Origin of the sequence: Streptomyces broussonetiae, from assembly GCF_009796285.1 — a bacterium.
Taxonomy (GTDB): domain Bacteria; phylum Actinomycetota; class Actinomycetes; order Streptomycetales; family Streptomycetaceae; genus Streptomyces; species Streptomyces broussonetiae.
Genome location: NZ_CP047020.1, coordinates 8494790 through 8520860, shown reverse-complemented (window position 1 = coordinate 8520860; position 26071 = coordinate 8494790). Strand labels below are relative to the sequence as shown.

At 72.4% G+C, this 26071-nt stretch carries 22 protein-coding genes; 11 read left to right on the top strand and 11 right to left on the bottom strand.

Annotated features, from left to right (window positions below; genetic code table 11):
• Positions 1-8 precede the first annotated feature (8 nt).
• Positions 9-500, bottom strand: a complete 492-nt coding sequence (locus GQF42_RS38845; RefSeq protein ID WP_158927813.1) for a phosphatase domain-containing protein — start codon at positions 498-500, stop codon at positions 9-11.
• Positions 501-841: 341 nt separating this feature from the next.
• Between GQF42_RS38845 and GQF42_RS38840 the strand changes: the two genes are divergently transcribed.
• The 7 genes from GQF42_RS38840 (at position 842) to GQF42_RS38810 (ending at position 11418) form a co-directional block, all read left to right on the top strand.
• Positions 842-1849 (top strand): LLM class flavin-dependent oxidoreductase, encoded by a 1008-nt coding sequence (locus GQF42_RS38840; RefSeq protein WP_158927811.1) that lies wholly within the window; start codon positions 842-844, stop codon positions 1847-1849.
• Positions 1850-1922: 73 nt separating this feature from the next.
• On the top strand, positions 1923-2120 hold the full coding sequence (locus tag GQF42_RS38835; RefSeq protein WP_158927809.1) for an antitoxin: 198 nt from the start codon (positions 1923-1925) through the stop codon (positions 2118-2120).
• Between the two features lie 32 nt (positions 2121-2152).
• Positions 2153-4483 (top strand): ATP-binding cassette domain-containing protein, encoded by a 2331-nt coding sequence (locus GQF42_RS38830; RefSeq protein ID WP_158927807.1) that lies wholly within the window; start codon positions 2153-2155, stop codon positions 4481-4483.
• A 97-nt stretch (positions 4484-4580) separates the two neighbouring features.
• Positions 4581-4976 carry a CU044_2847 family protein gene (locus tag GQF42_RS38825; protein WP_158927805.1) on the top strand — a complete coding sequence of 132 codons (396 nt, stop codon included), beginning with the start codon at positions 4581-4583 and terminating at the stop codon, positions 4974-4976.
• 3 nt (positions 4977-4979) lie between these two features.
• Positions 4980-7124 carry a VMAP-C domain-containing protein gene (locus GQF42_RS38820; RefSeq protein ID WP_158927803.1) on the top strand — a complete coding sequence of 715 codons (2145 nt, stop codon included), beginning with the start codon at positions 4980-4982 and terminating at the stop codon, positions 7122-7124.
• Positions 7121-8071, top strand: a complete 951-nt coding sequence (locus tag GQF42_RS38815; RefSeq protein ID WP_158927801.1) for an AAA family ATPase — start codon at positions 7121-7123, stop codon at positions 8069-8071. The genes GQF42_RS38820 and GQF42_RS38815 overlap by 4 nt, the downstream gene beginning before the upstream one ends.
• 2 nt (positions 8072-8073) lie before the next feature.
• On the top strand, positions 8074-11418 hold the full coding sequence (locus tag GQF42_RS38810; protein WP_158927799.1) for an SAV_2336 N-terminal domain-related protein: 3345 nt from the start codon (positions 8074-8076) through the stop codon (positions 11416-11418).
• On the opposite strand, the gene GQF42_RS38805 is transcribed toward GQF42_RS38810, so the two are convergent.
• The 5 genes from GQF42_RS38805 to GQF42_RS38785 all read right to left on the bottom strand — a co-directional run bounded on the left by GQF42_RS38805 (position 11399) and on the right by GQF42_RS38785 (position 16640).
• A complete protein-coding gene (locus GQF42_RS38805) occupies positions 11399-12265 on the bottom strand; it encodes a lysophospholipid acyltransferase family protein (protein ID WP_158927797.1) in 867 nt (288 codons plus the stop codon). The two genes, GQF42_RS38810 and GQF42_RS38805, sit on opposite strands and share 20 nt — an antisense overlap.
• Positions 12265-13035, bottom strand: coding sequence for a GNAT family N-acetyltransferase (locus tag GQF42_RS38800; RefSeq protein ID WP_158927795.1), 771 nt, complete (start codon positions 13033-13035; stop codon positions 12265-12267). The genes GQF42_RS38805 and GQF42_RS38800 overlap by 1 nt, the downstream gene beginning before the upstream one ends.
• 238 nt (positions 13036-13273) lie before the next feature.
• Positions 13274-14023 (bottom strand): succinate dehydrogenase/fumarate reductase iron-sulfur subunit, encoded by a 750-nt coding sequence (locus GQF42_RS38795; RefSeq protein ID WP_158927793.1) that lies wholly within the window; start codon positions 14021-14023, stop codon positions 13274-13276.
• Positions 14020-15966, bottom strand: coding sequence for a fumarate reductase/succinate dehydrogenase flavoprotein subunit (locus GQF42_RS38790; protein WP_158927791.1), 1947 nt, complete (start codon positions 15964-15966; stop codon positions 14020-14022). The genes GQF42_RS38795 and GQF42_RS38790 overlap by 4 nt, the downstream gene beginning before the upstream one ends.
• Positions 15967-15968: 2 nt before the next feature.
• The gene (locus tag GQF42_RS38785; protein ID WP_158931104.1) at positions 15969-16640 is read right to left on the bottom strand and encodes a succinate dehydrogenase; all 672 of its coding nucleotides are present in this window, start codon (positions 16638-16640) and stop codon (positions 15969-15971) included.
• A 119-nt stretch (positions 16641-16759) separates the two neighbouring features.
• On the opposite strand from GQF42_RS38785, the gene GQF42_RS38780 reads away from it, so the two are divergent.
• The gene (locus tag GQF42_RS38780; protein WP_158927789.1) at positions 16760-17644 is read left to right on the top strand and encodes a LysR family transcriptional regulator; all 885 of its coding nucleotides are present in this window, start codon (positions 16760-16762) and stop codon (positions 17642-17644) included.
• A gap of 118 nt (positions 17645-17762) precedes the next feature.
• On the opposite strand, the gene GQF42_RS38775 is transcribed toward GQF42_RS38780, so the two are convergent.
• The 3 genes from GQF42_RS38775 to GQF42_RS38765 form a co-directional block, all read right to left on the bottom strand.
• Positions 17763-19916, bottom strand: coding sequence for a putative bifunctional diguanylate cyclase/phosphodiesterase (locus GQF42_RS38775; protein WP_158927787.1), 2154 nt, complete (start codon positions 19914-19916; stop codon positions 17763-17765).
• The gene (locus GQF42_RS38770; RefSeq protein ID WP_158927785.1) at positions 19913-20725 is read right to left on the bottom strand and encodes an SAM-dependent methyltransferase; all 813 of its coding nucleotides are present in this window, start codon (positions 20723-20725) and stop codon (positions 19913-19915) included. The genes GQF42_RS38775 and GQF42_RS38770 overlap by 4 nt, the downstream gene beginning before the upstream one ends.
• A 279-nt stretch (positions 20726-21004) precedes the next feature.
• Positions 21005-21967: an SCO0930 family lipoprotein gene (locus GQF42_RS38765; protein ID WP_158931102.1), complete on the bottom strand. Its 963-nt coding sequence runs from the start codon at positions 21965-21967 to the stop codon at positions 21005-21007.
• Between the two features lie 748 nt (positions 21968-22715).
• Here GQF42_RS38765 and GQF42_RS47050 point away from each other — a divergent pair.
• Positions 22716-22844, top strand: coding sequence for a hypothetical protein (locus tag GQF42_RS47050; RefSeq protein WP_267906197.1), 129 nt, complete (start codon positions 22716-22718; stop codon positions 22842-22844).
• A gap of 31 nt (positions 22845-22875) precedes the next feature.
• Complete coding sequence (locus GQF42_RS38755; protein WP_158927781.1) at positions 22876-23640, top strand: bestrophin-like domain; 765 nt, start codon at positions 22876-22878, stop codon at positions 23638-23640.
• 60 nt (positions 23641-23700) lie between these two features.
• Here GQF42_RS38755 and GQF42_RS38750 read toward each other — a convergent pair whose 3' ends face one another.
• Positions 23701-24114 (bottom strand): hypothetical protein, encoded by a 414-nt coding sequence (locus GQF42_RS38750; protein WP_158927779.1) that lies wholly within the window; start codon positions 24112-24114, stop codon positions 23701-23703.
• Between the two features lie 332 nt (positions 24115-24446).
• Here GQF42_RS38750 and GQF42_RS38745 point away from each other — a divergent pair, with 332 nt between their 5' ends.
• Complete coding sequence (locus GQF42_RS38745; RefSeq protein ID WP_199272946.1) at positions 24447-25118, top strand: class F sortase; 672 nt, start codon at positions 24447-24449, stop codon at positions 25116-25118.
• A gap of 89 nt (positions 25119-25207) precedes the next feature.
• Here GQF42_RS38745 and GQF42_RS38740 read toward each other — a convergent pair whose 3' ends face one another.
• Positions 25208-26044: a polysaccharide deacetylase family protein gene (locus GQF42_RS38740; protein WP_158927777.1), complete on the bottom strand. Its 837-nt coding sequence runs from the start codon at positions 26042-26044 to the stop codon at positions 25208-25210.
• Positions 26045-26071: the final 27 nt, after the last annotated feature.

Below are 26071 nucleotides of genomic sequence, written 5' to 3'. Positions count from 1 at the left end.
CCCTCCCCTCAGGTGCGGCCCTCGCGCTCCTGAGCCTCTTCCAGCGCGGCGGACCTCGCGGCCCAGCGGGCCCGTACGACGCGGAACCCGGCGCGTTCGGCATCGTCACAGACCAGTTCGTCGTCGTCCACGAGAAAGCGGACCTCGCGGTCCCGGGCGAGCCGGCGCAGGATCTCCAGTTTGGTGAACCGCGCCGGCCTTCGATCGGCGTCGCCGCGCATGAACACCCGCCCCTGCGGCAGCCCATGGGCCGCGAGCCAGTCCAGCGTGTCGCGTCGGCACCGCTCGGGACGGCCGGTGAGGTAGACGACCTCGCAGTCACCGGCGCTGCGCACGGCCAGCGCGATGCCCTCGGCGAGGGGCGGGTCCTCGGGCGCGGCGGCGAAGAACGCGGCCCAGTCCTTCGGCCGGCTCTCCAGGAAGTGCTGCCGGTGGGCCGTGTCGGCCAGGGTGTTGTCGAGGTCGAACACGGCGAGCGGGCGCCTGCTGCTGTCGGTCACGGGCTCACCCTAGGTCCTGTCGTCGAACTCCCGCCGTCCGCCCGGAGGGCGGGCCTCGCGGCGTCAGGTGCGTGCTCTCGGCGCGCCGAGCCCCGGCCCTCGTACTGGACGTACCTGGGCCGGGGCCCGGTGCGGCGGGAGGGCGTGCATCGCGTCACGGGGCAGGCGGGAGTTCGACGACAGGGCCTGGCCAGGTGCCGGTCGGCCTCCGCAGCGCCCGGTCGAGGCCTACGCGCGCGGGCTGCCGGGCCCGCGGAACCGGGGCCGGGCAAAGCCGAGCCGAGCCGAGCCGATCCGAGCCGCCGCGGGAATCCCCGGCCGGTCAGGACGTTGAACACTGCGTGAGCAGCTCAGTGATCGCCCGGACCCGGTTCTCCGTCCTCGACCGCTCCCGCACCCGCGAGGGGCGCCCGCCCGCCGAGGCGCTACGGGACACCGTCGCGCTGGCCCAGGAGGCGGAGGCGCTCGGCTACCACCGGTTCTGGGTGTCCGAGCACCACGGTGTGCCCGGAGTCGCCGGTTCGGCACCGACCGTGCTCGCCGCCGCGGTCGCCGCCGCCACCCGCACGATCCGGGTCGGCACCGGCGGGGTGATGCTGCCCAACCACCGGCCCCTCGTCGTCGCCGAGCAGTTCGGCGTCCTGGAGGCACTGTTCCCCGGGCGGATCGACATGGGGCTCGGCCGGTCCGTCGGCTTCACCGACGGGGTGCGCAGGGCCCTCGGCCGGGACAAGGAGGACGCCGAGGACTTCGCGGCCCAGCTCGGCGAGGTGCTCGGCTGGTTCGAGGGCACCTCGCCGACCGGGGTGCACGCCCGCCCGGCCGAGGGCCTGCGGGTGCCGGCCTTCGTGCTGGCCATGGGCGAGGGCGCGCGCATCGCGGCCCGCGCCGGGCTGCCCATGGTCATCGGGGATCTCCGCAACCGCGAGAAGATGCTGCGCGGCATCGACCAGTACCGTTCCGGTTTCCGCCCCTCCCCCTGGGCCCATGAGCCGTACGTCGTGGTCTCCGGCACCGTCGCGGTCGCCGGCACCGAGGCCGAGGCGCGCCGGCTGCTGGTTCCGGAGGCCTGGTCGATGGCCTGCTCCCGCACGCACGGCACCTTCCCGCCGCTCGCCCCCGCCGAGGAGACCGAGGCCCGCACGATGACCGCGAGAGAGCGCGGCTTCTACGACGCCGGGCTCGCCGGGCACGTCGCCGGCACCGCGGAGCAGGTCGAGCACGAGCTGGGGACGGTGCTGAAGGAGTCGGGTGCCGACGAGGTCCTGGTCACGACCAGCACCTACGACCGTACGGCCCTGCTGGACTCCTACCGGCGGCTCGCCGCGCTCTTCGCCCCGGGGCGCTGACGGCCCGAGATGCGAAGGCGGCCGGGGCCGGTGAACCTGGGAGGGGAAGCCTCAAGCGACGAGGAGGGCTGCCATGTCGGTGATGGACAAGCTCAAGCAGATGCTCAAGGGCCACGAGGAGCAGGCCGGGCAGGGCGTCGACAAGGCGGGGGACTTCGTGGACGAGAAGACCCAGAGCAGGTACAGCTCCCAGGTCGACACCGCGCAGGACAAGCTGAAGGACCAGCTGGGAGGGGACCGGTCGCAGGACACGGACAACCCTCCGCGGTAGTGACGCACGGGCGCGGATAGGATTGCCCGTCCATGCAGCACCCACATGACCCCTACGTCCGCGTCCGCGGCGCCCGTGAGCACAACCTCAAGGGCGTCGACGTCGACATCCCGCGGGACGTACTGGCCGTGTTCACCGGTGTGTCCGGCTCGGGGAAGTCGTCGCTGGCGTTCGGCACGATCTACGCCGAGGCCCAGCGACGGTACTTCGAGTCGGTCGCGCCGTACGCACGCCGGCTGATCCACCAGGTCGGGGCGCCCAAGGTCGGCGAGATCAGCGGGCTGCCGCCCGCCGTGTCGCTCCAGCAGCGCCGCTCGTCACCGACCTCCCGCTCGTCGGTGGGCACGGTCACCAACCTCTCCAACTCCCTGCGCATGCTCTTCTCGCGCGCCGGAACGTACCCGCCGGGCGCCGAGCGGCTCGACTCGGACGCGTTCTCGCCCAACACCGCGGCCGGCGCCTGCCCCCACTGCCACGGTCTCGGCCAGGTGCCCGAGACGACCGAGGAACTGCTGGTCCCGGACCCCGCGCTGTCCATCCGCGAGGGCGCGATCGCCGCCTGGCCGGGCGCCTGGCAGGGCAAGAACCTGCGGGACATCCTCGACACGCTCGGTTACGACGTGGACCGGCCCTGGCGCGACCTGCCCGCCGAGGAGCGGGAGTGGATCCTGTTCACGGACGAGCAGCCGGTCGTCACGGTCCACCCGGTCCGGGACGCGGACCGGATCCAACGGCCTTACCAGGGCACGTACATGAGCGCCCGCCGGTATGTGCTCAAGACCTTCTCGGACACCAAGTCCCGGACGCTGCGCGCAAAGGCGGAGCGCTTCTTGGCCAACAGGCCCTGCGAGGTGTGCGGGGGCAGCCGGCTGCGGCCGGAGGCACTCGCGGTGACCTTCGGCGGGCGCACCATCGCCGAGCTGGCCGCGCTGCCGCTGACCGACCTGGCCGGGCTGCTCGACGGCCGGGACGAGGCCGCCCGGGTACTCACCGAGGACCTCAAGGCCCGGATGGCCCCGGTCGTCGAACTCGGCCTCGGCTATCTCAGCCTCGACCGCTTCGCCCCGACCCTCTCGGCCGGTGAGCTGCAACGGCTGCGCCTGGCCACGCAGTTGCGCTCCGGACTGTTCGGCGTGGTGTACGTGCTGGACGAACCGTCGGCCGGCCTGCACCCGGCGGACACCGAGGCGCTGCTGACCGTGCTGGAGCGGCTGAAGGCCGCGGGCAACTCGGTGTTCGTGGTGGAGCATCACCTGGAGGTGGTGCGCGGCGCCGACTGGCTGGTGGACGTCGGTCCCGGCGCGGGCGAGCACGGCGGACGCGTGCTGTACAGCGGGCCGCCGGCCGAGCTGGCGTCGGTGCAGGAGTCGGCGACGGCGGCCTTCCTCTTCGACGAGTCCCCGGGTCCGGCCCGCCAGGTCCGTGAGCCACGCGGCTGGTTGGAGGTCGGCCCGGTCACCCGGCACAACCTGCGCGCGGTGACGGCCGGGTTCCCGCTCGGCGCGTTCACCGCCGTCACCGGGGTCTCCGGCTCCGGAAAGTCCACGCTCATCGGTGAGCTGACCGAGGAGCTGGCGGGCGTGGAGCGGCTCGTACGGGTCGACCAGCGGCCGATCGGGCGGACCCCGCGCTCCAATCTGGCCACCTACACCGGTCTGTTCGACGTGGTCCGCAAGGTGTTCGCGGGCACCGAGGAGGCGCGGGCCCGCGGGTACGGCGTCGGACGCTTCTCCTTCAACGTGGCCGGAGGGCGCTGCGAGACCTGCCAGGGCGAGGGGTTCGTCAGCGTCGAACTGCTGTTCCTGCCGAGCACCTACGCACCCTGCCCCGACTGCGGCGGCGCCCGCTACAACCCGGGCACGCTCCACGTGACGTACCGGGACCGGAACATCGCCGAGGTGCTCGATCTGACCGTGGAGGCGGCGGCGGATTTCTTCGCGGACGTACCGGCCGCCGCCCGCAGCCTTCGCACCCTGCTCGACGTGGGCCTCGGTTATCTGCGCCTCGGGCAGCCGGCGACCGAGCTGTCCGGCGGCGAGGCCCAGCGGATCAAGCTGGCGAGCGAGCTGCAGCGCGGGCGGCGCGGCCACACCCTGTACCTGCTGGACGAGCCGACCACCGGACTGCACCCGGCCGACGTGGAGGTACTGATGGAGCGGCTGCACGGGCTGGTCGACGCCGGGCACACGGTCGTGGTGGTCGAGCACGACATGACGGTGGTCGCGGGCGCCGACTGGGTGATCGACCTGGGCCCCGGCGGGGGCGACCGGGGCGGGCGCATCGTGGCGTCCGGCCCGCCGCAGCGGGTGGCCGGGTCGGCCCGGAGCGCGACGGCACCGTACCTGGCGCGGGTCATGCCCTGAACGCCACGCGTGGCCCTCACGTGCCCAATGCATCGATGTGGTAACCGAGTTGGGCCATCGGGGCGGCCCCTGGGCCGTCCTTGACGATAATGTGGCGGTGTCCACTTCACCCGAAATCGAACTCGACGACGGCACTCCGATCCGGTTCGTCCTCGCCCCCGGGGCGGGGGCACTGCCCGCCGTACCGGAGGACGACGGCCCCGCGGGCATGGGCCGGGTGGTGCCGGTCGGCGCGGGCGGCCGGAGCGTCGCGGACTTCGCCGCCGACAAGCTGCGCGGCGCCCTGCGGCAGATCGGCCCGCTGCTCCAGGAGGTCCACGACGCCGCGACGGCGGTACCCGAGCCACCGACCGAGCTGAGCGTGACCTTCGGCGTGCAGCTCGGCCAGGACCTCAAGTTCGGGATCGTCGGCGCCACCGGGCAGGCGCAGCTCACCGTCACCGCCGCCTGGAAGCCCGCGGCCCCCGGTGCCGGCCCGGCCCCCGCGGAGTGAGGCGTGGGCTGGTTCCACACCACGGGGGACGCCGCCGTCCATCCGTCCCGGTACGTTGCCACCGTACGGCGCACCGAGGACGGCAGAACGGCGGGCGCGGGGTTCGTCCTCGCCCCTGACACGGTGCTGACCTGCGCGCACGTCGTCAACGCCGCGCTGGGCCGGGACATGTTCCACAGCACGGCACCGGGTGCCCGGGACGTGCAGGTCGAGATCCGCAGGCCCACCACGGGCTCCTCGCGCCACACCGCACGGGTCGCGCACTGGATCCCGCCGCGCGCCCCGGACGGCGGGCCGGTGCGACCGGGCAGCGACACATGGCTCGGCGACCTCGCCGTCCTGCGCGTCGACACCCCGGCCGCGGGGCTGCCCGGCGGCCCCCGCCAGGCAGCCCTGTCGGTCGGCCAGAAACTCGACGCCTGGCACGGCAACGGCCGCGACTCCACGGTGGCCCGGCTCACCGTCGCCTCCCTGCCGGGCCCGCACGGCTACGTCGACGGCGCGCCCACCGGCATGGCGGTCGGCATCGGATACAGCGGCGGACCCCTGTGGTGCCAGGAGGAACACGCCGTCGTCGGGCTCATGGCCGGGCACTTCATGCCTCTCGACGCCGCCGGAAACCCGCTCCCGCTCGACTTCCAGAACGTCATCCGGCGCAGCTGGGTCATCCCCTGGCAGGCCGTCGAGGCCGAGCTGCGCCCCCTGGGCGTGCTGGAGCGGCTGCGGCCCGAACCGCCCGACGCCGACGAGCACGCCTTCGAGCTGCTGGTGCAGGCGGTCGAGGACGCACTGCCCTGGCCCAACGATCGCGGTGGCTACGCCCGGCGGCTGGCCCGGCTGTGCGGGGTGGAACCCGGCAGCGACATCGCCCCGCCCTCCCCCGAGGAGTTCGCGGGCTTCCTGCTGACGCATCCGCGCTCCCTCGCGGCCCTCAGCGGACTGCTGCGCCGGGACGACCCGGGGACCGCCGACCGGCTGCTCGCCGCCGGCGGCCTGTCCCGCACCCCCCGACTGCTGTCCCCGGTCGAGTACGCGGACCTGCGCGGGCACCTGCGCGCCCTCGACCCCGCCGTCACCGCACGCTTCCCCGAGACCGTACGCGCCGCGCTGCCGCACCTGGCGGCCCGGCCGGGCGGCGACAGCGTGGACGCGCTCGTCGACCACCTGGAGATCCTGCCGGGGGACGGCCATGCCGGCCACGACGAACCGAGGGTGCCCGCGCTGCTGCGGGTGATCGAGTACCTCGGCGCCCTCCTCCCCGACACCCAGCGGGCCCGGCTGCGGCTGTGGTCCGACGGGGTGGCCGGCCGGCTCGGCATCGAGCGCTCCGCGCTGAGCGAGCGGCGCTACGACGCCCAGGAGTGGGCGCGCTCGGTACGCGGACGTGCCGCGCGGGTCCGGGTCCTGGTTCAGGTGACGCAGGCCGGGCGGGGCCGGCACCGGCTGCGGATCTGGTGCGACGAGGGCGCCGGGCCCCGCCAGGTGTCCGCCGAGAGCGTGCAGACGTACACGGCCTCGGAGGCGGCCCGGGAGGTGCTGCGGGCCCTGGACTCGCTCGCACCGCCGCCCGAGGACGAGCGGCCGCCACTGGTGGAGGTGCTCGTGGACCGCGGCGGCCTCAACCTGCCGGTCGACGAGTGGGCCGCGCGGGACCCCGCCGAACTGGTGCCCGGGGTGCTCGGCGTGGAGTTCCCGCTGGTCGTCCACTGCCCCGAACTCCTGCGCCGCAACGGCCGGTTCGTCTCCCGCTGGCGCAGCAGGTGGAACCGCCTGGACTCGGGCGAGACACTGGTCGTCTCCGACGCCACCGACCGGGACGCGCTCTACCCCACGCTCGTCAACCAACTCGACACGGTGCGCGTCTTCGTGGACGTGAGCCCCGGTCCGCCCCGGGACCGCATCGTGCAGACCTGCCTGGCCGTGGGCATACCTGTGGTGATGTGGGACCGCGGCGAGGACGGCCCCTCGCACAGCGTCCGGCACATGGCGCGGGTCGCCACCCGGGAGCTGCCCGACGGCGTCCACAACTACCGGGCGAGCGCCCAGGCCAATCCACCCGAGTTCCCCGGCCGTCCGGTCCTCGCCTGGGCCGACGCCGACCGCACCGTCCCGCGTCTGCACCTGTCCGAACCCCAGGAGGGCCCATGACATCCGCCGCCGGCGCCGAGTGGCGCCTGTTCCGGGGCGACGGCGTACCCCGGGACGTCGCGCTGCCCTCCGCCCCGCCCTGGCGGCGCTTCGCCCCGGCCCGCGCCCCACGGCCGCAGCTGCCGTACGTCATCGACCCACGGCACGCCGACATCGTCAACGCGGCCCTGCACCTGCGCCGTCCGCTGCTGGTCACCGGGCCCGCGGGCACGGGCAAGTCGTCCCTCGCCCGGGCCGTCGCGCTCGAGCTGCGCCTGGGCGACCTGCTGCGCTGGTCCGTCACCAGCCGCTCCACCGTGCCCGACGCCCTGTACGTCTACGACGCCATCGGCCGGCTGCGTGAGACCACGCTCAGCCGGGACCGCGGCGAACACGAGCCGTCCATCGGGCAGTTCATCCGGCTCGGGCCGCTCGGCACCGCGCTGGTGGGCTCGGCCGCGCCGCGCTGCCTGCTCATCGACGAGATGGACAAGGGCGACGTCGACCTCCCCAACGATCTGCTCACCGTGTTCGAGGAGGGCTACTTCGAGATCAAGGAGCTGGTGCGGCTGCCGGAGGACACCGCCCACGTGGAGGTGCAGACCTCCGACCACCGGGGCACGGTCCGGGTGCACCAAGGGCTCGTGCAGTGCGCCGAGTTCCCCGTCGTGATCATCACGAGCAACGGCGAGCGGGACTTCCCGCCCGCCTTCCTGCGCCGCTGCCTCCGGCTCGAGCTGCCGGTGCCCGACGAGGAGCGGCTGCGCACCATCGTCGCCGCGCACCTCGGCGACGATGCGCTGCGCGAGGCCGACGACCTGATCGACGCCTTCCTGCGCCGCCGCGCCCTCGGCGAACTGGCCACCGACCAGTTGCTGAACGCCGTGTTCCTGCGCACCGGAGGCGTCGATCTGGATGCGGACGGCCTGCTGGACGCCGTCCTGCACCAGCTCACCGGGGCGATGTGACCGTGGCGGGCGGGGGCGGGCGGCTGGCCGAGGCACTGCGGGTGCTGGCCGCCTGCGGGCACGACCTGGACGCCGACCAGGTCCTCGACGTGCTCTGGCTCGCCCGCCGCCTGCCCGCCGACACCGACGCGCCGCTGCTGCGCGAGCCGGAGCCGGTCCCGGTCCGCCCCGTGCCCGATCCCGCCCCCGAGCCCGGCCGCGGGGCCCCGCGCCCACAGGCCCCCGATCCCGACGACCCGGACCTGCCCGACCTCACCGCCCCGGCCCTGTACGCGGCGGCCCGCCGGTCGCCCGTGCCCGAGGTGCGGCTCGCCCCGTCCACGCCCGAACCGCGCCGGGCGATGCCGGTGCGGGTGCCCGAGGACAAGGCGCTCGCAGACGAACTCGAACTGGGCCGGGCTCTGAGGCCGCTGCGCCGCCGCCTCGACAGCCGCCACCGCACGGAGATCGACGAGGAGCGCACCGCCGCCCAGCTGGCCGAGACGGGCCTGCCCGACGTGGTGGAACGGCCGGTGCGCGAACGCTGGCTGAATCTGGTGCTGCTCGTCGACGACGGCCTGTCGATGCTGTTGTGGCACCGGCTGGGCGCGGAACTGCGCACCCTGCTGGAGCGGTTGGGTGCCTTCGCCACCACCCGGGTGCTCGGCCTCGACACCCGTGCCGCCCGCGAACCCCGGCTGCACGCCCGGCCGTTCAGGCCCGACAGCGGCGAACTGCCGCTGAGCACGGTCAACGACCCCTCGGGCCGTGCCCTCGTCCTCGTCGTCAGCGACGGCATGGGCACCGCCTGGCGGTCCGGGGCCATGCACCGGCTGCTGGCCCTCTGGGCGGCCCGGGGACCGGCCGCGGTCCTGCAGACGCTGCCGCCGGACATGTGGGAGGCCTCCGGCATCGCCGCGGAGCGCTGGCAGGCCACCACCCGGCGGATCGGCGGCGCCAACGCGGCCTGGGAGGTGGGCGATCCGTTGCTGCCGCCGGAGCTGTCCACCTTCGACGGGGTGCCCGTGCCCGTCCTCGAGCCGACCTCCGAGTCGCTGCGGGACTGGGCCCGGCTGCTCGCCTCGCCCGGCACCACCGTGGAACTGCCCCTGCTGTCGCCGCCCGATCCGTACGGAAGTGTGGCCGGCGCCCGGGACCTGACCAGCGCCCAGCACTTCCGGGACGCGGCCACCCCGGAGGCGTACCGGCTCGCCGCCCATCTCGCTGCGGTGTCCCCGCTGTCGGTGCCGGTGATGCGGCTGGTCCAGTCGGCGGTGCCGTGGCCGGCCACCACCTCGCATCTGGCGGAGGTGTTCCTCGGCGGCCTGGTCCGGCCGCACCCGGCGCCGGTGCCCGGACCGCTGCCCGCCAAGCACCGGGTGTTCGACTTCGCCGAGGAGTCCAAGTCGGTGCTGCTGGACTCCGTCCCGCAGGCCGAACTGCTGCGCACCAGTCGCCGTATCGGCCGCCGTCTTGAGGAACTCGCGGGCAGTTCACCCGACTTTCCGGCCTGGCTGGCCCATCCGGACGGCCCCGCTCATCTGCCGGGTTCCCACCAGCCGTTCACCAGTGTCGAGCGGCGGCTGCTCGCCCGGTTCGGGGTGTCGTTCGAGCGGCTGCCCGGCATCTCGGTCCGGGAGCCGGAACGCACCACCGCGGGAGCCGACGGCTGGAGACCGCTGACCGGCGCGGACCCGGCCCGGCTCGGCCCCTACATCCTGCGCGACCGGCGCCGGGGCCGCCGTACGGTCCTGTACCGGGGCACCGACGCCCAGGGCACGGAGGCGGTGCTGCGCACCCCGCGGCCCGATCTCCCGGCGGCGAACGCCCAGTTGATCCCGATGGAGGCGGACGCGCTGTCGCGGCTGCAGGGACAGTACGCGCCCGCCCTGCTCGCCGCCGGTCTGGGGGACTCCCCGCCCTGGCTCGCGATGGCGCCGATCGGCGAGCCGGAGACCGGGCACGGCGGGCCACCGCGCCTGTCCGAGGTGTTCGCCCGCTCCCTGCAGGACGGCACCGCCCCGTTCGACCTCGTCCGCGGCCTGCTGGTCTCCTGGCACCTGGCGAACGCGCTCGCCCTGTGCCACGCCGCCGGGCTGGTCCCCGCCGACTTCGCCATGGACGGTGTGTACGTGCTGCGCCGTACCGTGGCGCTCGCCGACCTGTCCGACTATGTCGTCGACGGCCGCTATCTGGGCTCCGGACCGGCGCCGACCGCCGCGGACAGCGTGCGCGCGCTGGGCGCGCTGCTGCAGCTGATCAGCACCAAGGCGGGCGTGGAGGTGCCGAGTCTGCCGGAGGGCATGCATCTGTGGCAGGGGGACGGCTGGGAGGAGCTGCGCGGCCTGGTGCTGCGCTGTCTCGACGACGACCCGGCCCGCCGGCCCACCGCCCGTGAGGTCGCCGACGCCCTCGCCAGGTACATCGCCATGGCCCGGCTGCGGTCCGGCGACGACGCGCCCGCGCCGGTCCCGAGCACCGGCACCCGGCCGGACGTGCGCGTACCACTCACCCCGCCGGCCCTGCCCCGCACCGCCGCGGAGCCCGGCCGGCGGCTGTCCCTGCCCCGTTTCAAGGCGGGCCGCGCGCAGCTGAAGGAGCGCCTGGCCCGGCTGCGCGAACCGATGGCGCACAGCAGACGGCTGACGCTGGTCAGCGCGCACCACTACAGCGGCCGGGCCACCGCGACCATGGCGCTGGGCTCCGTGCTCGCCGCCGTACGCGACGACCCCGTCCTCGCCCTCGACGGAGCCGCCACCGAGGGGGCGCTCGCCGCCTTCCTGCCGCGCGACCGCAACCGGGCCGTGCCCCGGGATCTGGCCGCCCTGCCGCTCGGCCCGCCGTACGAGCGGATCCGCGCCCTCACCACGCGTCTCGCCTCGGGCCTCGAGGTGACCGCACACCGCACGGGGCACTACGGACCCAACTCGGCGCATGCCCATGAGTACGTACGGCTGCTGGCGCACACGGCGCCGTACTACTCCTTCGTGCTGACCGACTGGGCGCCGGTGCGCGTCGATCCGCCACCGGAGGTGATCCTCGACCACACGGACCGTCTGATCGTGTGCTGCGGTACGGCCGACTCGTCCCGGGAGGCCGCCGTGCACGTCCTCGACCGGGTCCGGGAGACCGGCCATCCCGGTCTGGCCGACCAGGCGGTCGTCGTGACCACCCCGGCCGACGGCTCGCACCGCCGGGGCCTGCCCGACATCTTCGCCCGGCAGCGGATCATTCCGCCCGCCCAGGTGGTGTTCGTGCCCTTCGACGCCGCGCTGCAGTCGCCGCACTGGGAGCTGAAGGATCTGCGCACGGCCACCGTGGAGGCCTGTCTGCGGCTCGCGGAACTGGTCATGGGCCCGGCGGCGTAGCCGGCTGTCCCGTACCGACCGGGGTGGCTTGCGCGGGCCGGCCCACGACCAGGGCCGTGTGGGTCCAGGCAGGTTCCGGGCCGGCCGGCTGGGCCGCCCGGGCCAGGGCACGGCGGTCCGGGTGGGTGCCCGGCGGGATCAGCGGGCGTATCTCCACCTCGGCGATCAGGCCCCGGGCGCGGGCCACCCGCCACAGGGAGGCGAGCAGGGTGTCCTCGCCGACGAACGCCGCCGCCGTGCCCGGCCCGCCGCTCTCCTGCCGGTAGCGCAGGCTGACCGGCTGCACGGGGACGCCCGCGTCCAGGGCGGCCTGGAACACCGCCCGGTGGAAGCGCCCGTGGGCCCGCCCGCACCAGGTGCTGCCCTCGGGGAAGGCGGCCACGGCCGCGCCCGCGCGCAGCGCCTCGGCGATCCGGGCGACCGTCTCGGGCAGGGCGCGCAGCCGGTCCCGCTCGATGAACAGCACCCCGCCGCGCGCGGCCAGTGCGCCGGCCACCGGCCACTGCCGGATCTCGGTCTTGGCGAGCATGCGGGCCGGGCGTACGGCGGTCAGCAGCGGGATGTCCAGCCACGAGACGTGGTTGGCGACCAGCAGCAGCCCGCCGTCCGGAGCGGCGGTGCCGGTGAGGCGGACGCGGACCCCTATGGCCCGCACGATCGCCCGGCACCACCGCCCGACCCACTCGGCGGGGATCCTCCCGCCGAGTGGGGACAGCGCGACCCCGGCCACCAGCAGGGCCACGACGGCGGTCAGCCGGAGCACGGCCCGGGGCACGGCCGCCGCGGCCCGGGCGGGCTCCACACAGGCGCCCGGGGTGCAGGGCGCGCTGGGCAGCCAGACGCTCATCAGGCCGGCACGAGGGAGAGGAAGTGCCGCAGATAGCGCGGGTTGACCCGGCGCATCGACAGCAGCACGTACAGGTCGGCGACCCCGAAGTCCGCGTCGTGCGCGGGCTCGCCGCACACCCAGGCGCCGAGGCGCAGGTAGCCGCGCAGCAGGGCGGGCAGTTCGCCGGGGCCGGCGGGGGTTTCGGCGCCGGGGGTCCACGGCAGCAGCGGCCGTACCCGGAACTCCTCGGGGGCCATGTGCTTGGCGCGCACCCGCTCCCAGGTGGCGCTCGCCAGGGCCCCGCCGTCGGCGAGCGGCACCGAGCAGCAGCCCGCCAGCCACTCGTGCCCGTGGTCGACCATGTAGCGGGCGATCCCGGCCCAGATCAGGCTGATGACGGCGCCGTCGCGGTGGTCGGGGTGCACGCAGGAGCGGCCGACTTCGACCAGCGAGGGCCGGATCGAGTCGAGTGCGCCCAGCTCGAACTCGCCCTCGGAGTAGAGCCGCCCGGCGACCGCGGCCCGCTCCGGGGGCAGCAGCCGGTAGGTGCCGACCACCTGGCCGGTCACGGTGTCGCGCACCAGCAGGTGGTCGCAGTAGGCGTCGAAGGCGTCGACGTCGAGGCCCGGCTGCGGGGTGGCCAGCAGGGCCCCCATCTCCCCGGCGAAGACGTCGTGCCGCAGCCGCTGCGCGGCTCGTACGTCGTCCTCGTCACGGGCGAGGGTGACGGTGTAGCGGACAGGTGCCGCAGGCTGCGGGGGACGGTCGAGGGTGGATACGCCGGTCATGGCTCACTCCTGGTCACGGGCCGGTTCGGCGACGGGGGCGGACCGGTGCGTACGGCCCGTTGCTCCTGTTCTTCCGACGCCGGTTGGCGTACGCGTGACCTGTGCCGGGAGCGGGGATGTGGGAATGTTGAACGCCGGGATCCCGACGATCACGGGAAACCAGACGGGGCCGGGGATGAGCACCACTCCCGGCCCCGCCCGCCCGCCTCCTTGTCGGCGAACGTCGTGGTCGACCGCGCTACCGCTTCTTCGCCTTGCCGGCGGCGCGCAGCCACTCCTTGTTCATGCTGGTGATGGACGGCAGCGGGATGCCCTTGGGACAGGCGGTGGCGCACTCGCCGGTCAGCGTGCAGCCGCCGAAGCCCTCCGCGTCCATCTGCGCCACCATGTCCAGCACACGCGTCTCCCGCTCGGGCGCGCCCTGCGGCAGCACACTGAGATGGTTGATCTTCGCCGAGGTGAACAGCATCGCCGCGCCGTTGGGACAGGCGGCCACACACGCGCCGCACCCGATGCACTCGGCGTGCTCGAAGGCGTAGTCCGCGTCCGGCTTGGGCACCGCCGTGGCGTGCGCCTCGGGCGCGGAACCGGTCGGCGCGGTGATGTAACCACCGGCCTGGATGATCCGGTCGAACGCGGACCGGTCGACCACGAGGTCCTTGATCACCGGGAACGCGGCAGCCCGCCACGGCTCGATGTCGATCGTGTCGCCGTCCTTGAAGGACCGCATGTGCAGCTGACACGTGGTCGTGCGCTCCGGACCGTGCGCATCACCGTTGATCACCAGCGAGCACGCCCCGCAGATACCCTCACGGCAGTCGTGGTCGAAGGCCACGGGATCCTCGCCCCTGAGGATCAGCTCCTCGTTGAGCGTGTCGAGCATCTCCAGGAACGACATGTCCGAGGAGATACCGTCGATGTCGTACGTCGCCATCGCGCCGGGCGAGTCGTCGTTCTTCTGGCGCCAGACGCGCAGGGTGAGCCTCATGCGTAGCTCCGCTGGGTGGGATGGACGTACTCGAAGACGAGGTCTTCCCTGTGCAGGGTCGGGGCCTCGCCGGTCCCCGTGAACTCCCAGGCCGCCGCATAGGAGAACTCCTCGTCCCGGCGGGCCGCCTCACCCTCGGGAGTCTGGGACTCCTCACGGAAATGACCACCGCAGGACTCCGCACGGTGCAGGGCATCCAGACACATCAGCTCGGCCAGCTCGAGATAGTCCACGATCCGGTTGGCCTTCTCCAGCGACTGGTTGAACTCCTCACCACTGCCCGGCACCTTGATACGCCGCCAGAACTCCTCACGGATCTGCGGAATACGCTCCAGGGCCTTGCGCAGCCCCTCCTCGCTGCGGGCCATACCGCAGAACTCCCACATCACCTCACCCACCTCACGGTGGAAGGAATCCGGCGTACGGTCCCCGTCCACCGCCAGCAGCCGCTCCAGCCGCTCCTGCGTCTGGGCCAAAACCTCCTGCACCACGGGATGGTCCACACCGACCTCGCCCTGCCGGGGATTGCGCGCCAGGTAGTCGTTGATCGTCGACGGCAGCACGAAGTAACCGTCCGCCAGCCCCTGCATCAACGCCGAGGCACCCAGCCGGTTGGCACCGTGGTCGGAGAAGTTGGCCTCCCCGATCGCGAACAGACCCGGAATCGTGGTCTGCAGGTCGTAGTCGACCCACAGCCCGCCCATCGTGTAATGCACCGCGGGATAGATCCGCATCGGAACCTCGTACGGGTCCTCGTCCGTGATCCGCTGGTACATGTCGAAAAGATTGCCGTACTTCGCCTCGACGGCGGCACGCCCCATCCGCCGGATCGCGTCCGCGAAGTCCAGATACACACCCTGACCACCCGGACCGACCCCACGCCCCTCGTCACACACGTTCTTCGCGGCACGCGAGGCGATGTCACGCGGGACCAGGTTGCCGAACGAGGGATAGATCCGCTCCAGGTAGTAGTCCCGCTCGTCCTCGGGAATCTCGTTCGCCGGCCGCTTGTCGCCCATTGCCCTGGGCACCCAGATCCGCCCGTCGTTGCGCAGCGACTCACTCATCAGCGTCAGCTTCGACTGATGATCACCCGTGCGCGGAATACACGTCGGATGAATCTGCGTGAAACACGGATTGGCGAAGTACGCACCACGCCGGTGCGCCCGCCAGATCGCGGTCGCATTGGAATTCATCGCGTTCGTCGACAGATAGAACACATTGCCGTACCCACCCGAGGCCAGCACCACCGCGTCCGCGACATACGTGGAGACCCGGCCGGTCACCAGGTCACGCGCCACGATGCCACGCGCCCGCCCGTCGATCACGATGAGGTCGAGCATCTCCGTACGCGGGTGCAACTCGACGTTGCCGGCAGCGATCTGGCGCGACAGCGCCTGGTACGCACCCAGCAGCAGCTGCTGACCCGTCTGGCCCCGCGCATAGAAAGTGCGCGAGACCTGCACACCACCGAAGGAGCGGGTGTCCAGCAGACCACCGTACTCACGCGCGAACGGCACACCCTGCGCCACACACTGGTCGATGATCTGCACCGAGATCTCCGCCAGCCGGTGCACATTCGACTCACGCGCCCGGAAATCCCCGCCCTTGACCGTGTCGTAGAACAACCGGTGCACCGAGTCACCGTCGTTGCGGTAGTTCTTCGCGGCGTTGATACCCCCCTGCGCGGCGATGGAGTGGGCACGGCGCGGCGAGTCCTGGTAACAGAACTGGACGACGTGGTAGCCCTGTTCGGCGAGCGTGGCGCCCGCGGAGCCGCCCGCGAGTCCGGTGCCGACGACGATCACGGTGTGCTTGCGCCGGTTGGCCGGGTTGACCAGCTTGGCCTCGAAGCGACGGGTGTTCCACCGCTCGGCGATCGGCCCCGCCGGGGCCTTGGTGTCGGTGACCGGCTCGCCGGTCGTGTACTCGACGTAGGTCATACTCAGCTCACCACTCCGGTCATGACGCCCACGGGTACGGCGACGAAGCCGGCCGTGAGCAACAGCGCGAGGACGTTGGCGACGGCCTTGAGGGCGCGGTCGCGGGCGCGGCTGCCGACGCCGAGGGTCTGCGCGGCGCTCCAGAAGCCGTGCCGGATGTGCAGGCCCAGCGCGAGCATCGCGACGATGTAGATGACGTTGCTGTACCAGTGCGAGAAGTCGCCGACGACATTCTGGTACGGGTGCCCGTGCTCGAAGTGGCCCGGGTGCACGGTGCCGGTGGTCAGGTCCAGGAGGTGCCAGATCACGAACAGGCCGAGGATGATCCCGCCCCAGCGCATCGTGCGCGTGGCGTAGCTCGCTCCGCGCCTGGGGTGCACGTACTTGCTGGGCCGGGCCTTGATGTCCCGGCGGCTGAGCTGGTACGCGGACGTGGCGTGGGCGACCACCGCGACGACCAGGACGATCCGGATGAGCCAGAGCGTCCACTCGTAGTGCATGAACGGCTCGCCCACGGTGCGCAGCCAGTGGGCGTAGTGGTTGAACTCTCCCGCGCCGAAATAGATCTTGAGGTTGCCGATCATGTGCGCCACCAGGTACGCAAGCATGATCAGGCCGCTGACGGCCATCACCGTCTTCTTGCCGACGGAGGAGTCCCACGCCGTGCGCGCCATGGACGGCCGTCGGGCCGTCCGCGTTGCCAGAGCCATGTGCGGAACGCTAGGACCTGAGGGCCTGATCGGTCCAAGACATGATGCAGCTCGTTTCCATAGGCAGGGGCTATTCTGGTGGGATGCAGTTCCAGCAGCTCCAGTACTTCGTGGCCGTGGCCGAGACCCGGCACTTCACCCGGGCCGCCGAGCTGGTGCATGTCGCCCAGCCGTCGCTGTCGCAGCAGATCAAGGCACTGGAGCGGGAGCTGGGCGCGGATCTGTTCCTGCGCGCTCGGGGCAACATCACGCTCACCGACGCGGGTGAGGCGCTGCTGCCGCTGGCCCGGCGGATCCTGGCCGACGCGGACACGGCCCGGTACGAGGTGCAGGAGCTGGTGCAGCTGCGGCGGGGGCGGGTGCGGCTGGGAGCGACGCCGAGCCTGTGCACGGGCCTGTTGCCGGACGTGCTGCGCGCCTTCCACGACCGCTACCCCGGCATCCAGCTGGTGATCGAGGAGAGCGGCTCGCACGACCTGGTACGGGAGCTGGCGCGGGGTGCGCTCGATCTTGCGTTGATCGTCCTGCCGTTGCCGACGCCCGCGCCCGCGCTGTCGACGGTGACGCTGCTGCGGGAGGAGTTGGTGGTGGTGTCCTCGCCCGAGGTGCCGGCGCCCGGCCGGGGCGGGCGGGTGGCGCACATCGCGGACCTGGAGGGCGAACGGCTGGTGATGTTCCGGCACGGCTACGACCTGCGGGAGCTGACCGTGGCGGCGTGCCGGGCGGAGGGGTTCGAGCCCGATTTCGCCGTGGAGGGCGGGGAGATGGACGCGGTGCTGGGTTTCGTGCGGGCGGGGCTGGGCGCGGCCGTCGTCCCGCGCATGGTCGCGTCCAGGTCCGGGGGCGGCCTGCGGGTCACTGCGCTGGCCAGGCCGGGGCTGCACCGGACCATTGCGTTGGCTCACCGCAGTGACGTGGCTCCGCCGCGCGCTGCGCGGGAGTTGCAGCGGATGCTGCTCGAGCGGTGAGCGGGCTCTCGTCCGGATTCGCCGGCCGCGGAAGCGCCGTTTCGGGGCGCGGGGGCAGGGTCGCGTCTCGCGCAGTCCCCCGCGACCTCGTGGGGGCTTGCGCCCCCGCACCCCCGCATCAGCCCGTCGCGTCCACCAGCGCCAGGTCGTGCAGCCTCTCCGGCGGGCCCGGTCTGGCGTAGTACCAGCCCTGGGCCGTGTCGCAGCCCAGTATCCGCAACTGTTCGGCCTGGGCGCCCGTTTCCACGCCCTCGACGGTGACCGCGAGGTCCAGGCTGTGGGCGAGGGAGACGATTCCCTCGACGATCTTCAAATCGACCGGGTCGGCGGGGAACTGCTGCATGCCCTGGGTGAAGGAGCGGTCCAGTTTGAGGATGCTCACGGGCAGACGGCGCAGGTTGGCGAGGTTGGAGTAGCCGGTGCCGAAGTCGTCCAGGGCGATGTCGACGCCCATCTCGGCCAGCCGGCGCAGGGGTTTGAGCAGGTCGTCGTCGGCGCCGATGAGCGCGGACTCGGTGACCTCCAGGCACAGCGCCTCCGGGGCCACACCGGCGCGCTCCAGGATGTCGACCGTGTCCTGGACCAGCGCCGGATGGCTGAGCTGGCACGGGGACAGGTTGACGTTGATCCTCAGCGGCCCGGCGCTGGTCTCGGTGCCGTAGCGCTCGCGCCAGGCGCGGGCCTGGCGGATGGACTCCTCCAGCACCCAGCGGCCCAGCGGCACGATCAGGCCGGTGTGCTCGGCGAGCGGGATGAAGCGGTCGGGGCCGAGCACCCCGTGCTGCGGGTGCAGCCAGCGCACCAGGGCCTCGGCGCCGCGCACGCTGCCGTCGCCGAGGTGGACCAGGGGCTGGTACTCGATGAAGAACTCACCGCGCTCCAGGGCCGTGGGCAGGGCGGTGGTCAGGCCGTGGCGGGTGATGGCGCGGGCGTCGGCCTCCGGGTCGGCCAGTTCCGAGCGGTTTCCGCCCGCCGATTTCGCCCGGTACATGGTGATGTCCGCGCTGCGCAGGACCTCGGCGGCGGTGCGTTCCCCGGCCGGGCCCTCCACGATGCCGAGGCTGCCGCGCACCATGAGGTCCCGGCCGTCGATGCTGATGGGGGTCACGAGCGCGTTCATGATGCGCTCGGCCAGCTCGTCCACCTTGCGCTCGGTGCCGGGTCCCGTGGTCAGGGCCACGAACTCGTCTCCGCCGAGCCGGGCGACCATCTCTCCGGGCGCGGTCGCGCAGGACTGCAGCCGGTCGGCGACCTCCACCAGCAGCCGGTCGCCGGCCGCGTGCCCGAGGCTGTCGTTGACGGTCTTGAAGCCGTCCAGGTCGAGATAGCACAGGCCGAACCGCTGACCCTCGCCGGCGGCCAGGACCTTCTCCAGACGCTCGAAGAACAGGGTGCGGTTGGGCAGTCCGGTGAGCGCGTCGTGTGTGGCCTCGTAGCGCAGCCGGAGGTTGAGCAGCCGCCGCTCGGTGGTGTCCTCCATGAGGGCCAACTGGTACTGCGGTGCGCCCTCGGCGTCGCGCAGCAGGGAGACCGTCAGGTTGGTCCACAGGACCGTGCCGTCGGGGCGGTTGAAGGCCTTTTCGAGGTGGTAGTGCTCGCGGTCGCCGCGGACCAGTTCGTCGTAGAGCCTCCAGGTCTGCGGGGCGTCCTCGGGGTGCACCCAGTCGTGGACCCGGCGGCCACGCAGGTTCTGCTCGGAGAAGCCGAACATGCGCAGCAGCGCCCCGTTGACCTGCAGGACGTTGCCGTCGAGGTCGGCGATGCCGATCCCTATGGCGGCGCCCTCGAAGACCGCGCGGAAGCGGGCCTCGCTGGCGTGCAGCGCCTGTGCGACCACGCCCTGGGCCTGCAACGCGGCCTGGGCGATGGCCTCCTGCTCGACCAGGGTGCGCTCGCGCAGGGCCTGCGCGTACCCGGCGGCCATCGCGTGCTGCAACCGCGAGGAACGCAGCCGCGGTTCGTCCTGCGGGGCCTCGGGACCGTCCTCGCCGCAGTACAGCACCAGATAGGCGTCGACGCAGTCCAGGGTGCGGGTGAGCGCCTCGGGGTCGGTGCAGTGGGCGCCGACGAGGGCCGCGCCGACCGCCCGCGCGCCGTCCGCGTCGAAGCCGTGCGCCCGCAGCAGCCCGCTCAACCGGCGGGCGAGCGGCAAAAGCCGCTCCTCGAACTCGGCACGGGTCAGCGAGGTGGAGGTCACCGGGTAGACCGCACGGCTCCAGATCGTCGCGAACCGGCGCAGTCTGCCCTCCGGTCCGTCCGGCTCCGCGCTCACGCGGTGCGCCCCACGCCGGCGAATCCGGAGAAGGCGAACGGATCCTCGTCCTCCGGCGCCGATTCCGGGCGCCAGTGCGGCATCGGCACCAGTCCGGGTTCCACCATCTCGTACCCCTCGAAGAACCGCGCGATCTCCTCGCGCGAGCGCATGATCAGCGGGTTGCGAATGTCCCTGTATACGTCCACCGCGCCCTCGGCCCGCTCGACGGGCAGCGGGATTCCCTCGTACGAGGCATGGGTGAGGATCAGCATGCTGCCGGGAGCGAGCGCCTCGCGCAGCTCGGCCACCGCACCGTAGGGGTCGTCCACGTCTTCCACGAAGTGCAGTATGGCAACGAGGAGGAGGGCAACTGGCCGGTTCAGGTCGATCAGCCGCTCCAACCGGGGGCTCGCGAGGATCTCCTGAGGCTTGCGCAGGTCGGCCGCGACCACGTCCGTGTCCTCGTTGCCGGCCAGTACCGCCTGGCTGTGCGCGACGGCGACCGGGTCGTGGTCGACGTAGACCACGCGCGTGCCCGGCGCGGCCGCCTGGGCCACCTCGTGGACGTTGCCGAACGTCGGGATGCCGGAGCCGATGTCGAGGAACTGGGTGAGGCCCTCCTGGGCCGCGAACCGCACGGCCCGCCGCATGAACGCCCGGTTCGCCTGCATGATCTTCGGCAGGCCGGGCATGAACTCCATGGCCTTGCGGGCCGCTTCCCGGTCGACCTCGAAGTTGTACGAACCGCCCAGGTAGTAGTCGTAGATCCGCGAGACGCTCGGCACCGAGATGTCGATGCTCCGTGGGGCCCAGGCGGGACGCTCCATGTATCTCTCCAAGGCGTGGACGACAGGCGTAGGCGATCCGGTGTTCGAGCTGAGGCTACTGATCGCCCGCCAAAGGAGCGACCCGAAACGGAAATTGACCATCCGTTCCCGGTCACTGCCTGCGGCATGTGCCTGTACGACCCCGCTGTGTGACGACCGTTGCGCCGCCTGCGCGTTCCGCCCGGTACAACACGGTCCGCCCCCTCCGTGCGGTGCGGAGGGGGCGGACCTTCGGTGGCGCTCCGGGCAGGGCGGGGCGATCGACCCTGGGGAGGTGATCTAGTTGCCCGGTGCGCCGACCGGCTTGCCGTCGGGCGAGACGGCGTACCAGGTGCCGCCCACGCCCTGACCGTTGGTGTCGCCGGGGGCCTTGTCCCCGGAGAAGGTGTAGATCGGCCAGCAGTTGACGGTCATCTGCTTCACACCGTCGGGACGGGTGAAGCCCATCAGGCCCTTCTTCTTGACGCCCTGGGTGTCCTCGGGCTTGACGATGCCGACGGCCGGCCACTTCACGAGGCAGGCGCCGGTGCAGTTCGAGACGGACTTGGGCCAGGCCTTGTCCTTCAGGAAGCGGTAGACGGTCCGGCCGTTCTTGTCGACGATGATGTCACCGAGCTTGGGGTCCTTGCGCACGGACAGCCCGGGCAGGGCGGCCAGGGAGGCCTTCTTCCCGTCGGCGGCCAGCGCGAACCACTTGCCGCCCACGCCCTGGCCGTTGACGTCACCGGCGTTGACGTCCTTGGCGTAGCGGTACGCGGGCCAGCCGCCGATGGTGAGCTGCTTGGTGCCGTCGGCGCGGGTGACCGAGCCGAGCAGCGCCTTGTCGACGCCGGCACCGGCGGTGGCGTCGCCGGCGGGCACCGGCGGCCAGGTGCTGGCGCAGTCGCCGGCGCAGTTCGACTTGGGCGGGTTGGCGGTGTCCTTGTCGAACCGGTAGAGGGTGAGGCCGGAGCCGTCGGTCAGCACATTGCCCAGGTCGGGGTTGGCGGCCACGGTGAGCTTGCCCGCGGGGGCGGCCTGGGTCGGAGAGGCGGAACTCTGGTTGCCGTCGGCGCCGTAGCCGTTTCCGGCGCCCGTGCCGATGCCTGCGCCCGTGGTCGGGCTGCCCGCGGGCGCGGTGGCCCCGACGTTCTGGGCCGCCGCGGCCGGGGTGGTGCTGTTGTCCTGACCGCACGCCGTCGTCAGCGCCAGCACCGAGGCGGCTGTGGCCACCAGTGAGGCGGTCCGCCAGGAGGTCTTCATCGTCAACTCCCCATTATTGCCTGGATGTTGCAGCGCCTTGCTACGCCGCCGCACGGCCATGGGTACGCACCGCGGGGGCCCAAGCGTTCAACCCGGAGGGGAAGTTCTTCGGGAAATTCTTTCCGGATGCCGCGTCACACCCCTGCGCCGGCGGCGCACGCGGGCGCACGTTTCACGCCAACCGCACGCTTGGGCGCGTCAAACCATTGATCATGAGATGTCCTTCCTTAGGGCCAATCCTGGCGCACTACGGCGTACTTCCGGTTTCCGGACCCCCATGATCTTCGTCGTGCATGGACCCGAAGTGACCCGATGCGCGCCCGCCGCAAGGGTGTTGGCCCTGTTGACGCTGAGCTGGACCCTGGTGGGCTGCCCGGTCGGCAGCGCGTCGGCCGACGCCTGCGCGTCCGCCTCCACGGGACCGGACGGCACGGTGGCGGTGGCGTGGGCAGGTGACGGCGACCACTGGCCCACTCCCCCGCCCTGCCCGTTGCCGACACCGCCACCGTGCCCGCCCACACCCACACCGACCCCCACACCTCCTCCCCCACCACCCCCGCCGCCGCCGAAGCCGCGTCCGGCGCCCAAGCCCGTCCCGAAGCCCAAGCCGAAACCGAGATCCAGGCCCCCGGCCCGGCCCGCGCCGGCCGCCCGGCCGGTACCGGCACCCCCGCCCGCCCCCACACCGACGCCGGACCCGAGGCCCAGGCCGACACCCAAGCGCGCCCCACGGCCCACGGTGACCCCGGTGAGCTATCCCGCGTACCACCCCCACGCCGTCAGCCACCGGGCGCCGAACACCACCACGCCGGTGGTCTACGTCCTGCTCATCACCGTCCCCGCGATCGTCGCCGTCGCGGCCCTGCGCCCGCGCTGACGCGTCGGCCGCTCACCCTTGGAGGTATCCGTTGCCGGATTGGCTTGTTCTCGCCCTCGCGATGCTGGGGGCCTGTGCCGTCGTGGTGGTCATCACCGTCGTACGCAACAGGCGGGCTCCCGAGGACGAGGATCCCAGCGAGACCCCGGACGTCATCGAATACATGACGATGTGGATCGGTGTCGTGTACGCCATCGTCCTGGGTCTCGCCATCGCGGGCGTCTGGGAGGCCCGCAGCTCCGCCCAGGACTACGTGCAGAGCGAGGCCCAGGCGCTGCACGAGATCTCGGAGCGGGTGCGGGTCTATCCGCCGGACGTGCGTGACCGGATCCGCACCGACGTCAACGCCTATGTCGCGTACGTCGTCGACCACGAGTGGAAGACGATGTCGAACGACGAGCGGGTCACCGACCGCGGCACCGCGCTGCTGCAGAAGGTCCGCCAGGACGTCACCGACTACCGGCCGAAGAACGACTTCGAGGCACAGGCCTACCAGCCCCTGCTGGACCAGATGACCGCCGCCGACCAGGCGCGGAACAACCGCGCCGACTCCACCGGGGCCACCATGCCGCCGGTGGTGTGGTGGGGACTGTTCATCGGCGGTCTGGTCACCGTCGGCATGGTGTTCGCGCTGCAGATCCGGCGCACCAAACGCGAACTGGTCCTGGCCGGGCTGTTCTCCGCGACCATCGCGTTCATGCTGTTCCTCATCTGGGACTTCGACGCCCCCTACAGCCGGGGCATCGCGGTGACCGCGGACCCGTTCACGAACCTGTTCCCGACCGTCGTCAAATAACCCGTGGCCTTCGCCCCGGCTCCCGTGCGGGACCGGGGCAAAGGCATGCCCGGACTGGGGTCACATCCGCTTCTCGTTCCTGCGGCGCAGCCAGAAGACACCGCCCCCGATGACCGCCGAGGCCACGAGTGCGCTGCCGATGGCCATGTCGGTGGGCGTGGCACCGCTGGACCTGGCGCCTCCGGCACCGCTGTGGACACCGCCGAGCACGGTCAGCCGGGCTTCGCCCGCGACCGCGGGTCCGGCCAGGGTGTGCCACGGGGCGCCGCGGCCACGACCGTCCTCGTCCTCGTCCCAGCGGCCGTTCCAGTTGCCCTTGCCCCGGCCGGCACCGTCACCGCGGCCCGGATCCCGGGCCCCGAAGTTGCGATGGCCGTTGCCGTCGCCCAGGCCGTCCGCGACGGCCACGGGGGCGGCGAACCCGAGTACGGCGAACGCGGCGCACACGGCCGCGAGGGCACGTCGGTTTCTCATGTGAACCTCCGCGGGAGGCGCCCCGGGTCCGGTCCCGGTCGATCGGCGAGAAAACGCCTCCCGGGACGACCCTCGGACCCCGGGAACACGCCCGCATGTCGAGAATGGTCCGTCCTGGTGAGGCAACGCGCCGGACGGAAAGCACACAATCTGATATTGCCGCAGGTCACGGATGGTCAGAAGTTTCCCGGAAACGGCGACTCGGATGGCGCACCACACCCGCCGCGGGCCACCCGTTCGCCGCTCAACCCGTCGCCCGCGATGCGCGCGGGATTTAGCGTTTTCCCACGCGCTACGCACGCGGCGGCAGCCGCGTCGAGAGAGGTTGGCGAATGTCTGTGTCCGAACTGTTCGAGCTTGCCGAAGAGGAGGAACGGCGGAGGAGGCGCGCCCCGTGGGGTGTGATAGCGCTTGTTCTGCTGACCGGTCTGGCGCTCATTCGCAATGGCTCGGGGGAGTTCGACATCGGTCCGCCGCAGCCCGCCTCGGCGGCGGCCCCCGACAGCCGCACCGCCACGGGCGCGTTCGCCGCGGCCCCGGCCCCGCTCGGCTTCTCCGCCGTCCGCCGGGTGCGGATCCCGGCGATCCGGGTGGACGCGCCGGTGACGCCCGTGGGCCTGGACGCCGACGGCTGGGTCGAAGCGCCACCGCCGGAGAACGCCTCTCTCGCGGGCTGGTTCACCGGTGCGGTCTCCCCCGGTGAGAAGGGCACGTCCGTCATCGTCGGACACGTCGACAACCAGCGGGGCCCCGCCGTGTTCTACGGGCTCGGCGCGCTGAAGAAGGGCAACCGGATCGAGGTCCTGCGCAAGGACGGAAGGACCGTGGTGTTCGAGATCTACGGCGTCGAGGTCTTCTCGAAGGCCGGTTTCCCCGGTGACCTGGTGTACGGCTCGAAGGGAACGCCGGAACTGCGGGTCATCACCTGCGGCGGCGGATTCTCGAAGCAGCGCGGCTACGACGGGAATGTCGTGGTCTTCGCCCGCCTGGTCGCGGTGCGCTGAAGCCACCGCGCCGGGCGGGCGATCACACGGGAGAACGGTCTTTGGGAACGGACGGAAAAAGGGATGTGCAAAAAAGCTCCGCAATACCGTCACAGGCGTCTGGGCGGCACCGTCATGTGATACCCGGAGTCGATGAGATGGGGCAGCCATTCACGGATCGCGTGGACGGTCTGCGAACGGTCGCCCCCGGCGTCGTGGGAGAGCACCACGACACCGGGGGCGGCGCCGCTCTCCACCCGGTCGATGATGGTGGAGGTGCCCGGCGTCATCCAGTCGGTGGTGTCCACCGTCCAGGCCATCGGCTCCATGCCCATCTCGGCGCCCAGTTGGAACGCGGCCCGGTTCCAGGCGCCGTAAGGGGCCCGGAACCACTGGGGGCGTTCACCGTAGGACTCCTCGATGGCGTCGCTGGTGCTCTTCATCTCGTCGTGGATCTCACGGCGGTCGAGGGTCGTCAGCAGCGGATGCGTCCAGGTGTGGTTGCCGACGACATGGCCCTCGTCGGCCATGCGGGCGACCAGCTTCTTGTTCTCGACGACGCACTCCCCGCACAGGAAGAACATCGCCCGGACGTCGTACTTGGCAAGGGTGTCCAGGATGTGCGGGGTGTAGTCCGGGTTGGGGCCGTCGTCGAACGTCAGCATCATGTGCCGGCCGCGGCCGGAGATCCGGAGAATCGGCTCGGTGCGTACCTTCAGTCGGCGCGGCGCCGCGCGCGGCGGTCCGTCGTCGGTGAGCGGCTGGAGACGGAAGGCCGAGGACTTGAGGGCCTGGCGGGCCTGCGGGCCGGAAAGGGGGGCCGGGGCATGCGGCGCGCTCTCCTCGGCGCCGCCCGCGAGGACGACTCCGGCACTTCCCGCGGCCCCGAGTGCGGCGGCGCCGGCGAGGAGCATCCGGCGCCGGGTGAGGAACTGATCCTTCTGCATGACTCATCAGTCGCCCCACGAGGCTCC